General features: G+C 56.6%; 6 protein-coding genes and 5 pseudogenes. 6 read left to right on the top strand and 5 right to left on the bottom strand.

Features of this window, described 5'->3' with window-relative positions; all coding sequences use genetic code 11:
* Window positions 1–55 precede the first annotated feature (55 nt).
* Together ISN39_RS35010 and ISN39_RS35005 are read left to right on the top strand one after the other, a co-directional pair.
* Window positions 56–940: a MurR/RpiR family transcriptional regulator gene (locus ISN39_RS35010; protein WP_194732635.1), complete on the top strand. Its 885-nt coding sequence runs from the start codon at window positions 56–58 to the stop codon at window positions 938–940.
* A gap of 1,921 nt (window positions 941–2,861) precedes the next feature.
* Complete coding sequence (locus tag ISN39_RS35005) at window positions 2,862–4,121, top strand: acetyl-CoA carboxylase biotin carboxylase subunit family protein (RefSeq protein WP_194732480.1); 1,260 nt, start codon at window positions 2,862–2,864, stop codon at window positions 4,119–4,121.
* Window positions 4,122–4,180: 59 nt separating this feature from the next.
* On the opposite strand, the pseudogene ISN39_RS35000 reads toward ISN39_RS35005, so the two are convergent.
* Window positions 4,181–5,104, bottom strand: a pseudogene (locus ISN39_RS35000) (integrase core domain-containing protein).
* 160 nt (window positions 5,105–5,264) lie between these two features.
* Here ISN39_RS35000 and ISN39_RS38290 point away from each other — a divergent pair.
* Window positions 5,265–5,864: a hypothetical protein gene (locus ISN39_RS38290; RefSeq protein ID WP_194732479.1), complete on the top strand. Its 600-nt coding sequence runs from the start codon at window positions 5,265–5,267 to the stop codon at window positions 5,862–5,864.
* Between the two features lie 793 nt (window positions 5,865–6,657).
* Here ISN39_RS38290 and ISN39_RS34990 read toward each other — a convergent pair.
* Window positions 6,658–6,966: pseudogene (locus tag ISN39_RS34990) on the bottom strand (hypothetical protein); the annotation flags it as partial.
* A gap of 234 nt (window positions 6,967–7,200) precedes the next feature.
* On the opposite strand from ISN39_RS34990, the gene ISN39_RS34985 reads away from it, so the two are divergent.
* Window positions 7,201–8,436, top strand: coding sequence for an acetyl-CoA carboxylase biotin carboxylase subunit family protein (locus ISN39_RS34985; protein WP_194732478.1), 1,236 nt, complete (start codon window positions 7,201–7,203; stop codon window positions 8,434–8,436).
* 243 nt (window positions 8,437–8,679) lie between these two features.
* Here the strand turns inward: ISN39_RS34985 and ISN39_RS37470 are convergent, their stop codons facing one another.
* Entirely contained in the window at window positions 8,680–8,802 is a 123-nt protein-coding gene (locus ISN39_RS37470) for a hypothetical protein (protein WP_246763622.1), read from the bottom strand.
* A gap of 239 nt (window positions 8,803–9,041) precedes the next feature.
* Between ISN39_RS37470 and ISN39_RS34975 the strand changes: the two are divergent.
* Together ISN39_RS34975 and ISN39_RS34970 are read left to right on the top strand one after the other, a co-directional pair.
* Window positions 9,042–9,921: pseudogene (locus ISN39_RS34975) on the top strand (tyrosine-type recombinase/integrase).
* 7 nt (window positions 9,922–9,928) lie between these two features.
* Window positions 9,929–10,817, top strand: a pseudogene (locus ISN39_RS34970) (transposase); the annotation flags it as partial.
* A 17-nt stretch (window positions 10,818–10,834) separates the two neighbouring features.
* Here the strand turns inward: ISN39_RS34970 and ISN39_RS34965 are convergent.
* Together ISN39_RS34965 and ISN39_RS34960 are read right to left on the bottom strand one after the other, a co-directional pair.
* A pseudogene (locus ISN39_RS34965) lies at window positions 10,835–11,038 on the bottom strand (transposase DNA-binding-containing protein); the annotation flags it as partial.
* Window positions 11,039–11,316: 278 nt separating this feature from the next.
* Window positions 11,317–12,546, bottom strand: coding sequence for an acetyl-CoA carboxylase biotin carboxylase subunit family protein (locus ISN39_RS34960; RefSeq protein WP_194732477.1), 1,230 nt, complete (start codon window positions 12,544–12,546; stop codon window positions 11,317–11,319).
* Window positions 12,547–12,759: the final 213 nt, after the last annotated feature.

Genomic DNA, 12,759 nt, shown 5'->3' with positions numbered 1-12,759 from the left:
TTGTTCGCTGGAGAGAAGGTCCGGATGAGGTATGGCAGCTGATGATGTGAGGCAAATGTTGCAAAAAGGCCCTTTGCACGCTCGAATTATCGAGCGGTTTGACGATATGTCGCAACAACTGCAGCAGGCGGCTCGTCATATCTTGGAGCATCCTCAGGAAGTCGCGCTCGTGTCGATGCGAGAACTCGCCCGTAATGCGGGCGTGCAACCCTCGACGATGACGCGATTAGCAAAGTTTCTCGGATTCTCCGGTTACGAAGACTTTCGGGGCCAGCATGCGGACGTCATTCGGGTGAGCGCGGAGGGGTTTGCCGCTCGTGCGTTGCAGCGAAACGAGGGGGCCGCAAACGGGGAAGGACTGGCGCAACGTATGTTACAAGGCCTCTCTGCACAAGTTGCTCGTCTCTGTGAACCAGAAACGCTGATGCGGCTCAACATCATCGCCGAGCGCCTAGGCGAAGCCAGGAGAGTTTACGTTCTGGGGTTGCGATCTTGCCACTCAGTGGCTTGGCATTTCCACTACGTCATGACATTGCTTGGCGAAAAGACTGTTCATCTCGATAGTCCTGCCGGTACAAGCGGCGATGCGCTTATTCGCGCCACGAGCCAAGACGTTTTGCTGGCAATTTCGATAAATCCTTACTCACACCAAACTTTGGAACTTGCTGAAGCTGCTAGGGAAAAAGGCGTTGGAATTGTTGCGATCACAGATAGTGAGGTTTCTCCTCTCGTGACCATCGCTGAGAATGTCGTGCTTTTCTCTACAGAGAGCCAAACCTTCTTCCATACTTTGACGCCGGCTCTGGCCATTTCGGAAGTGTTGTGCGGACTGTTAGCAGCTCGTGACCGAGTTGCTTCCCTGCACGAGCTTAGACGAGCAGATCAGCATCTTCTGTCGATGAATACATACGCAAGTTCCATCCCGCGCCGGAAGATATGACACCCTTCAGCCCGATGACTGACAAGCCTTTGGCGAACTCGTCACAGCCGGTCGGTAGCTCGAAGTCTCATCACGATCCGTAAGACTGGGAGATCCCCAGAGACGTCACAGCTGCTGGCGATCAGAGGCACCACCTCCACCTCCCTACATGTCCATTTCCTGCTAACCACACTCGTCGACCTCGTCCGATACCTCCTGATAAAGCTTCGGACCCCGCGACTATCGAGCGCCAAGCGAGCCATGAACTGGTCGTAACACTCAGCCGCCTTCGCGCGAGCTACGGCCTGAGCGTCTTCCGGAAAGGGAACGGTCGCGTTCAACCAGGACCGAACGACCGAACGAACAGTGCCAACGTCTCACTCGTGATTTTCAGATCCCGCTCCAGGCGTTGGGGGGAGCAATTCTCAAATGCGTCCGTAGCTGGCTCTTGCCACATGGCGTTCACACCATCATCAGCGATCCAACAGCCCATGGGCTTGAGCTGACGGCCCTCGTCGCATTGGCCACGTTGCTGATTTTCTCCAACAGCATTGGGCGGGCCATCAGGCGTTATTTTTTGCCCTTCGGGTGAAAATTGCACCACAAAGGCTTGGAACGCTGCTCTGCCGGCCTCTCTTTCGGGGCGGAATCTGGCTACCGCCGCAAAGCTGTGAACTTTAGCGAACTTCGTGGAATGGGCCTTTGCCGTTCCTGTCGCTTGCCGTACCGCTCGCAGGCCGTACTGGATGTTCAGGCCGGTTTATCCGTTGCTAACGGAGCAGCGCATGAGTGTGGTCCCCGAGCTGTGCGGATTGCAGCGAGGTGACTCCGAACCTCACTTCAAAGGAAATCATACCGTTGATCCGTATCAATGAGGGCCTGCCGTCAGCGGTCATAATCGGTAGAGCGGTGTCGCGCGTGATGCGTGGCTACAACGGATGAACTCTGCCGAGGCAGAAGGGCGCTGTGAATGTCCTTTCGCGGCAACTGACTTATGATGTGGGGGCAATTGACTGGTACAGAACGGAGGCAGATAGGCCGGCAAACGATATTGTGCTCGCTCGTGAAGCTTAGCCAGGATTTGTGAGGCTCTGAAATGGCACGCACCGCACAGCGGCCGATTTGTCGACTCCATCGCAACCACAAGGAGCAGGTTTGCCTGACTGACAAGGCAATCATGCGCCACTTACGCATGCTTGTGCCACTAAGCAAATGATTATCGAACCATGAGTACCGATACAACCGGTGTGTCGATCATCGGACCGGCGCACCTAATCGCGATCGATGTACTCGCCCTCCGTTTCCTTCTTTGACGAAGGTTTGGCTCAGCAGGCCTCGTCGAGGGTAACGATGGAAGCGTATGTCAAATACCCGCTGATGTAGGCGCAATACATTGTACATTATCCACTGTTCTGGCACACTGCGATGCCATTTGGTGCGGGCGGCAACCATCCCATCAGATATTGCCAAACCGGATGGCGAACCACCGCATCGATATCCATGCCATCGAGAATCGTCCACAACACAGCATTCCAGTGTCAGATTCACACCGTTCGGCAGTGACGCGCTTACCTCGGATCAGGCTTACTTCAACGCGCTGATGCCAATAAAGGCAGCAGCATAATCGAGGCCGGAATCCACTTAGCAAACCGCACCGAGTTGTTCAGACAAACCGAGCCACCTCTGTCATCGCTGGTCTTTCCATCAGGTCGGCTTTGAACAACCCGACCCTGCCGGAAAAACACTGATGGCCACCTCAGGACCTACACCACCTTACGGGACACGATCTGCAACAGATGCTTCGCATAATTTACACGATCTTTACTACCGTAAATCGCTGACGATGGTAGGCTAACGGCAAACTCTGAGCCAGGCACGGCGAAAAAAGTAAGATGCCGATGTAGTCTCAGAACCGCCACACATCACGTAGGGGATAAAGCCAATGGCAGAAAGAGCGCTCATCATGGTTGAAGGGTCAAGAGGTGATGGGCCACTATACATCCAAGCGGCCCAGCGTCTTGGTCTTCATCCAATTTCCCTGGCGGCGGACCCGACTCAATACGACTATCTTGCGGCAAACGGGACCGAGGCAATTCGTATAAATACAGACAATCTCGATGCGCTGATCGACGAATGTTCCCGGCTGCGTACCACATATGACATCGCGGGCATCATCGGCTTTGCGGGACTCGACGAGTCTATCCCTACGACAGTTGCCAAACTCTGCCGGCATTTCGGTCGACCGGGACCGAATCCCGCAGCCGTTGAACGGTGCTGCGACAAATTCACTCAACGTCAGCTTCTCGCAGAAGCGGGCGTTCCAGTACCTGCTTATCGTTTGGCAGCGAACGCGACGGAAGTGCAAAGCTCTGCTGTAGAGATCGGCCTGCCTGTGATCGTTAAGCCAGCAATGGGCTGCGGCGGCAGCGGTGTCCGGTTGTGCCGCAACGTCGATGAGGTAGCCGAACATGCGACCTATCTATTGGGCGGGAAGCACGTATGGCAATCTTTGCCGAGAGTCTTGGTAGAAGAATTCGCAAAAGGACCCTTTTATATCGCTGATCTAATGGGAAATGAGGTCATTGGAATTACCGCCGCCAAGTTCGGCCCGCCGCCACATTTCGTCGGTCGCGAAACCACATGTCCGGCCGCGCTAATTGAGCATGAGCATCAGCGAATCGCCGATGTTTCGCTAAGCTGTTTGCGAGCACTTGGCCTTGGTTGGGGCCCAACGTGCATTGAACTCCGCTGGACGAAGCATGGCCCAGTAGTCATTGAAGTCAATCCGCGTCTTGGTATTGGGCAACCTAAACTGATCCGACTGGCCTACGGGGTCGATCTCGTCGCCGAGCACATCAAGCTTGTCATCGGCGAGGAATGGGATTTGCGCAAAAGGCATTCGAGGACTGCGGCCGTGCGAATCTTGCTTCCTGAGCGCGATGGCATCCTCGACTGGATCGATGGCGACAGTCGGGCGGCTGCCGTACCAGGTGTTGTGGAGGTCAAATTATATGTTAAACCCAAGACGCTGATCGTCCGGAAAAACGATTCCCGAGACCCTATTGGATATGTGATCGTTACTTCATCCAGCCTTGCTCTTGCGGACACCATACTTCAGCGTGCCGTCGACTTAATTAGTTGGTCGATCACACCATTTCCAACCTTAGCGAATAGTAAAGATATGCGGCCCCTTCTCTCCTAGGGGTGGCTCGATTTGTCTGAACAACTTGGGGCGTTTTGCTAAGTGGATTCCCGCCTCGATTACGCTGCCGCCATCATCGGCGTCAGCGCGTTGAAGTAAGCCTGATCCGGCGTCTGCCGGTCAAGGGATGAATGTGGGCGTCGGCCGTCATAGGAAGCCAGATACCGGCCAATCCCGGCGCGGGCCTCTGGGGCCGACTTATAGGCGTGGAGACGTACCTCATCGTATTTGATCGAGCGCCAGAGACGCTCGACGAAGAAGTTGTGCCGCCAGGCCCCTTTGCCGTCCATGGAGATGCTGATTTCGGCATCCTTCAGCACCTTGATGAAGTCGATATAGGTGAATCTGCCCTGGCTGCCCTGGTCGGTGTTATGTCGGGCTTGCCGTAACGCGACAGCGCTTCCTCGACAGCTTCGATACAGAACGCCGTCTCCATGGTGATCGACAGCCGACAGGACAGAACCCGGCGGCTGAACCCGTCCACGACGGCGCGCAGAGATAGACGAGCCCCGCGCCATCGGAACATTGGGCCGGGTGATGGCGAGGTTCTTCAGGAGATACGGGTAGACGCAGGCGTCCAACATCATGCCCTTCGGCCTTCAAAAGCCCTTGAAGTATCAGGCTTCCGGCGTATGGATAGTCCAGATGCAGTTCGTCGATCCGGCGCATCAGGACCAGATCAGGCCCCAACGCCAGCCGGGGCAGGTAATAGACGCTGCCACGGCTGATGCGGAGTATCTGGGCTTGGCGGGAAACCGTGGTTCCGGTCGATCATCGCTTTCCGCTCAACAGTCCCGAGCGCGCCTGCTAAAAAATCGTTCTCCAGCGTCAGTTCGCCAGTCTTGGGATGCAGGCTTTTGACAAAAACGGCCGATTCGGGGCTTCCGTCCGACCGTCATCGAAGACGTCTTCGGCTCTATCGAGGCAAGCGCGACTTTCACGTTAAAGGCGGGGCTATGGCTGCGGCGGGGTCGTTTCGTCATCATAGCTCCCTGTTCCCGGCATACTGCCGTGTTTGTCAGGCGAAATGAGAAACTGACCCCGCATTGCCTCACGTTGATTGTTACCGATAGGGTCCCCGTCCCGAGGGGATGAAGCCGTCGTTGTCATCCTGGTTCGGAGGATGGGTGGCGAGGGTCGGAATTGGTCGAAGCGATTGTCGAGCGATATCGATCGAGCTGCCGGGCCGACAAGCAACGGATTCTGGACGAGTTCGTCGCAGGTACCGGTTATCACCGCAAGCATGCGATCCGAGTGCTCCGCCGTCGAGCGACCGGCTCGTCACCCACTAGACAATATCCCTATGGCGCCGATGTTCGGGAGGCACTGGTAGCATTGTGGGAAGCATCCGACCGCCTCTGCTCGAAACGCCTCAAGCCGCTGATCCCCATCTTGCTGCCGGCTCTTGAGCGGCATGGCCGGCTGGATCTTGATATCGAGCTGCGGGACAAGCTGCTGACAATCAACGCAGCGACCATGGATCGCCTCCTGTCGGAAGTGCGTGCTGTGGCCCGCGGCGGACAACGCCGCCGTGCCGGAATGAGTTCTGCGGTTCGGCGGTCGGTTCCTGTGCGCACGTTCGGGGACTGGAACGATCCGCCGCCAGGTTATGTCGAGGTCGACTTCGTGGCGCATTCCGGCACCTCTTCATCCGGCAGCTTCGTACAGATAATGGTGCTGACCGATATTGCCACAGGGTGGACCGAATGCGTGCGGTGCGGACGCGAGAAAGCGGTCTTGTGATCGCTGCCTTTAAATGTGCCAGGTCGCTGTTTCCCTTTCCGCTGCTGGGCGCTGACTTCGACAATGGCAGTGCCTTCATGAATGAACTCGTGGTTTCTTGGTGCCGATGTCAAGGGTTGGAAGTGACCCGTTCCCGTGCCTATCGGAAGAATGATCAGGCATGGGTCGAGCAGAAGAACGGCGCCATCGTTCGACGGCTGGTCGGCTATGGCAGGTTCGTGGGTGCCGAAGCCACGGCGGACCCGGTAATGCTCTTCACTGGCATCCGTGCGGCGCAGGAGGATTTGGGAAGACGCGTCGATCGGCGTGGAGTGCAAGTAACGCCTGAGGAACCTGTCGTCATCAACCTGCAGCGCTTCACCGCTAATCTTGGAAAGCTGGCGAGGTGCGACCTACGCATAAAAGGTCATATCGGCGGACCAAACCCTATCCGAAGAGGCCGACCATGCTCGGGCCGTATGAAGCTCAGATTCGGGCATGGCCGGAGGCTGAGCCGACAGTCTCGGCAGCCGTCGTACTGTAGCGGCTGATGAACGTCGATCGGACACGGTTCACGAACAAAAGCCTGCGGACGGTGCAGATGGCGGTGAAAGCCTGGCGTCAGGACTCGGCCCTTGAGATACTCAATGGCGACTGGATGACGCCGGTTCTTCCACCCACCAAATCGTTTGGTAACATTCTTCGGTGAGGCAACAGGCGGGGTCAATTCCTCGCTTCGCTTGACAGTGTTCATGAGCCGAAAGCCATTTATCACAACCGTTCAATTTCCCGAGCCACCTCTCAAGTGCCTAAATTTGGCTTTTTTATCGACGGACAGGACAAGGCATGGGCTAGCGGCGAGACGTATAGTCCGACGACGTCGTGTAGTTTCTTGGCAAAAGCCTTATCATTCGATAGTTTGAAGCTGCGCCAGCGGTGCGGTGCAAGACCATGCTCGTGCCAGTCGCCTCCATGATCGCGACAGTCCAAGACCATCACCGCTCATCAAAATGATCTTCACCCGCCACACGTGCTTCTGCGGCGAGGTACTTGCGGAAATAAAATGGCCTAAAGGGCCATGCCGGTCGGCGGCCGAAACATCGAATGTAATAGCTGTGCGCATGCGCTATCGTCGCAAACCGCATGTCGAAAAGGAAATCATAATCGGACTCTTTTGTTTCGATCAAGCCACTAGATCCGCAAAACATCGCAACAGATACTTTCAGATAACTTCACAGAATCTTTGCGACTGTAAATCGCTCATAGTGCTACGTTTGCCCTGAAATTTGAGCTCACGCACGGACAAAACGCCCGCGTCGCTCAAGCGGCTACAGCACAAGTGGAGGTGTCAACGCCCATGGCAAGAAGAGCCCTTATCATAGTTGAAGGCACCAGGAACAATGGTCCGCTGTACGTCCAAGCGGCCCAGCGTCTTGGACTTCATCCAATTACCCTGTCGGCTGATCCAGCTCAGTACGACTATCTTGCGGCGGAAAGCATTGAGGCGATCCGGGTCGATACAGGCAATCTCAATACGCTGATTCGCGAATGTTCTCGGCTGGGTGAAACGTATGACATTGTCGGCATTACGAGCGCCCAAGAGTCGGTCTATGCAACCGTTGCCAAGCTCTGCCGGCATTTCGGTCTACCGGGACCGAACCCCGCAGCCGTTGAGCGGTGCTGCGACAAATTCACTCAACATCAGCTCCTTGCGGAGGCTGGCGTCCCAATACCTGCTTACCGCTTGTCAGCGAATGCGACTGAGGTTGAAATTTCTGCTGCGGGGATCGGCCTGCCAGTGGTTATCAAGCCAGCCGTAGGCAGCGGGAGCAGCGGTGTCCGGTTGTGCCGCAACGTCGATGAGGTGGCCGATCATACGACTTATTTGTTGGGGGGGAAGCACGTATGGCGATCTTCGCCGAGAATATTGGTGGAAGAATTCGCCGAAGGTCCCCATTACATCGCTCATATGATGGGAAACGAGGTCTTTGGGATCGAGGCCTCCGATTTCGACCACCCACCCCATTTCGTCTTTCGTCAGGGCGTCTTTCCAGCCCCACTAACCGATGACGAGAATGGGCAAATCGCGGATGTTTCGCTAAGCTCTTTGCGAGTTCTTGGCCTTGGCTGGGGCCCATCGTGCATTGAACTCCGCTGGACGAAGCGTGGCCCAGTGGTCATTGAAGTCAATCCGCGGCTTGGCGGCTGCCCTCAACACATTCAGCTCGCTTACGGTGTTGATCTCGTCAGCGAGCATATCAAGCTTGCCATCGGGGATGAATGGGATTTGCGCAAAACGCGTTCCCACATCGCGGCCTGGCGGTCCCTGCTTCCTGAGCGCGATGGCATCCTCGATTGGATCGATGGCGACCGTAGGGCGGCTGCGGTCTCCGGGATCGCCGAGGTTAAATTGAATGTGAAACCCAAGGCACCGATCGTCAGGAAAGGCGATTACCGAGACTCCATGGGATATGTACGCGCCGTTTCACCCGACCTTGCTCGAACTGAGGCGATATTGCAGCAGGCCGTCGACTTGATCGATTGGTCGATTACTCCGTTTCCGCCCGAACAGAATGACGGCGTGGTGCAATAGCCGGTGGAGCACTGCGGTAGCGACGACCGGATTCACCGATCATCGCAGAATGCCCCACTTCTTGGCGCTGGGTGTCGCTCAGGTCTACCGGCCGGGCTGTGACGAACAGATCTAGACTAATTGCATGCGAAACTGCTTTCTCATGACCTATCCCTTCGGCTTCTTGCATCGAGCAACAGGTTACGAGAGAATCAATGAAAGCGCGCAGTTCAACGAGCTTGGTTGCCGAAAGGCGCGGCTCGACTACAATCTCGATCGAACTTGTCGCAGGATCAAACATCCATGCAGGGATTTGAAAGAACCACCATGGGCCTGCCGAATGAGCAGATGTTCAACGCCCTCGTGCTCATGGCTGCCGGTTACCAATACGGTTTGGCCAAACAGGGGATGGAAGGGATAAGTGACCTTGCTTCGAACGTCAGAAACCCGGCATTATGAACGCGGCTTGGATGCCAGGGCCGAACACTGGGCGACTATCGCCTCGCTCATCCAAACCTGCTCCGCTACGCCGGCGCGGCAAGGAGGTCACGTATTCAGTAGGAGCCCCAACTGCGCGAGGATGGGACGGCTATTTTAGCCCATTCCATCGGACAGAGGAGCTCGTCATGACCCCACTTCGCCAGCGCATGAGCGAGGACATGCAGGTCGCAATTTCTCGCTCAATACCCAACTCTCGTATCTGCAATCAGGTGTCGCGGTTGCACGACACTTCGGCAAGTCGCCGGACTTGCTCGGACGCGAGGACGTCCGGATCTATCAGGTCTATCTGGCCAACGAGAAGCAGCTGGCGCCGGGCTCGATCCACACCGCCATTTCGGCGCCGCGTTTTCTCTACAAGGTGACGCTTGAAAGAGACTGGGTGCCTGAAGAGGTCCTCCCGCTTCCCAAGAAGCCACAGAAGCTCCCGATCGTCCTCAGTCCGGATGAAGTGCAGCGGTTTCTCGGCTGCGTGCTCGATCTCAAACATCACGCGATCCTGACCACCTGCTATGCCGCCGGTCTACGCATTTCGGAAGCAGTGCACCTGAAGCCCACGGACATTGACAGCCAGAGAATGGTCGTCCGTGTCGAGCAGGGCAAAGGCCAGAAGGACCGCTATGTGATGTTGTGCCCAAGCTCCTGGAGATCCTGCGCGATTATTGGAGGATGCGGCGGCCAAAGGAGTGGCTCTTCCCCGGAGATCGCACCAGCCACCCGATCACTCGGGATGCAGTTGGGCAAGCCTGCGCGAAAGCGCACGATCTCTCCCGCTTGTCCAAACCGGTGACGCCGCACAGTTTGCGGCACGCCTTCGCCGTCCATCTCCTTGAGGCAGGCGCCGACGTGCGCACCATTCAATTGCTGCTCGGTCACCGCAGCCTGGCGACTACCGCCCATTATCTGCGCATCGCCACCAACAAGGTCTGCGCTACCGCGAGCCCCTTCGAGCTCTTGCCACGTCCAGCGCCCACCTTGCCGCCGCCCGCCAAGCCTCAGTACTTCTGAGCTCCCGATGGTCCGTTCGGGGCCGGAAGTGGCGGACATACTCCGCCGCTACGGCGAGGCCTATCGTGCCCAGCACACATCGCTGTCGACCGCTCAGCGCCGCGTCGTGACGTCGATCGAGTTGTGCCGCACCGCCGCGCTCGGTGGGCACGTGGAAGCGTGCGATCAATGCGGACACAGGCGCAATCGCCTTCAACAGCTGCCGCGACAGACATTGTCCCCGCTGCCAATCGCTGGCCCGTGCGCAATGGCTGGAGGATCGACGGGCCGAGCTGCTCGATACACAGTACTTTCATGCCGTCTTCACGCTGCCGGCGCCCATTGCCGCCATCGCCTATCAGAACAAGGCGCTCGTCTACGGCTTGCTCTTCCGCGCCACCGCCGAGACGCTACGCACCATCGCTGCCGACCCAAAGCATCTCGGCGCCGAGATCGGTTTCTTCGCCGTGCTGCACACCTGGGGGCAAAATTTGTTGCACCACCCCATCTGCACTGCGTCGTCCCGGGTGGCGGGTTCTCGCCGGACGGCACGCGATGGATCGCCTGCAAGCCGGGCTTCTTCCTGCCGGTCCGCGTTCTCTCACGCCTGTTCCGACGATTGTTCCTGGAGCACCTGGAGAAAGCCTTCGACGCCGGCAAACTGCAGTTCTTCTCCGACTTGCGGGCCCTGAGCGAACGCAACGCCTTCCGGCGCTATTTGGCGCCGCTGCGAAGGGCCGAGTGGGTCGTCTTTGCCAAGCCGCCCTTCGCCTATCGAGGATGGCGCGGTGCGTTTCCGCTGGAAGGATTGTCGGCACGGCGATCGGCAACAGGTGATGACCGTGTCGGCCGATGAGTTCATCCGCCGCTTTCTGTTACACGTCCTGCCCGAGGGCTTCCATCGGATCCGCTACGGGCCGCTGCAGGCATCATAGCGTTGAGCGGTCGCGGCAAAATGGCCGTTGAGGATATCGCCTTCCTCAACATTCGGGTTGGAGAAAAACCGATAAGCCGCTTTGGTGGCGGCCCAGTCCTGGCACGCGAAAGGAATAGAGCCGCCCATGTGCTCTCCAAGCTGTCGTAAAAGTTCTGTGCAGAGTCGGCCAAGGCGCGCATCCTTGAAAGACGCCGCGTCTATTTACTGCTTGCTCCAATGGCTGTCATTATCAGCCGTCACATCGTCTCGACCGACATACAGCACCGCCTTAAACGAATCAGATGCTCGACAAAGAACCACAAGTGAGACTTTTGATTCAAGATTTTACTGAAAATTTTCGTAAGCGAGTCAGTTACTTATGGGTAATTGCAAGCCTGGCCGGATGGATACATCTGTCGTACAGATTGGTCAGCAACCCAATCCCTACCGGAGAACACTAATGATTCCACGCCGGTGCTCGCTTGCTGCGCGCTAGGCCGCTAGACACAAACGCAACCATTGATTGACCAGCTTATTAAGTCAACAGCACGGTTGAGTATGGCCTCAGTTTGCGCAAAGCTGGGTGAAGCCGCGATAATATGACCAACAGAGTCCAAGTAATCGCCTTTTCTGACGATCAGGGTGTTTGGTTTAACATAAAATCTGACCTCAGCGACACCAGGTACCGCAGCCGCCCGACTGTCGCCGTCGAGCCAATCAAGGATACCATCGCGATGAGGAACTAGGAACCGCGCCGCTGCAGTGAGCAAATGTGTTGCACGCAAATCGCATTTCTCACCGGTGACAAGATTGATGTGCTCGGTGATGAGATCAACTCCGTAAGCCAGTTGAATTAAACGGGGAGTGGTCCAACCGGGAAGCCGCGGATTAACTTCAATAACGACGGGGCCTTGCTTCGTCCATCGAAATTCAATGTTCGTTGGCCCCCAACTAAGACCGAGGGCTTGCAAACAGCTCAGTGAAACATCGACGATGCGTCTATAGTCATCACCAGTTAGCCGGGCTGGAAAGACGCTTTCGCGAACGACGAAATACGGTGGTTGGTCGAACTCCGCCGCACCAACGGCGATGACCATATCTCCCATCGTATCAGTGCTATAAGACGGCCCTCGCGCGAATTGTTCGACCAGTATACGAGGCTCGCACGGCCATGTGTGCTTCCCTCCCAACAGATAGTTCGTATGTTCCGTTAATTCACTGACGTCGCGGCACAGTCGGACACCGCTGCTGCCGCTCCCTACAGCTGGTTTAACTACCACCGGAAAGCCAATCTCGGTAGCAGAGTCTTTTACTCCCATAGCATCTGCCGCCAAGCGAAAGGCAGGCATTGGAACTCCAGCCTTCGCGAGACACTGTCGCTGAACGAACTTGTCGCAGCATCGCTCAACCGCTGCGGGGTTCGGTCCTGGTAGACCGAAGTGTTGGCAGAGCTTCGCAACGGTCAAATATAACGACTCGTCGAGGCCCGAAAACCCCGTAATGCCGACAATGTCATAGGTCGTCCGTAGCCGAGAACACACGCGAATCAGCGAATCGAGACTCTTCGTATCAACACGGATTGCATCAATCTTCTCCCTTTCCAGATAATGGTATTGAGTTGGATCCGTTGTCAGAGTAATTGGATGAAGATCAAGACGCTGGGCCGCCTGAATGTAGAGCGGACCGTTACTCTTATGACCTTCAAGCAGGATAAGTGCTCTGTTTGCCATTGGCTCCTGACCCCCGCGTGCGTAATTCGGAATTGCCACCAGCTCTTACCGGTGGCTGATCTCAGACGCGCGGGAACCTAACATTGTCGAGCGATTTGCGGTTGTGAAGATCCTGTAAAGTTTGAGGATCGACTTCGGCGCCGTGTTTGCTAAGCCCGGCTTGTCTGTTGTAATACAGTATGTCCGCCTCTGAAAACGTGAAGTGTGGCTCGC

This window comes from Rhizobium sp. 007 (assembly GCF_015353075.1).
Taxonomy (GTDB): Bacteria; Pseudomonadota; Alphaproteobacteria; order Rhizobiales; family Rhizobiaceae; genus Rhizobium.
Note: the sequence above shows the minus strand (reverse complement) of the source record. Positions and strands in the feature narration are given on the sequence as shown.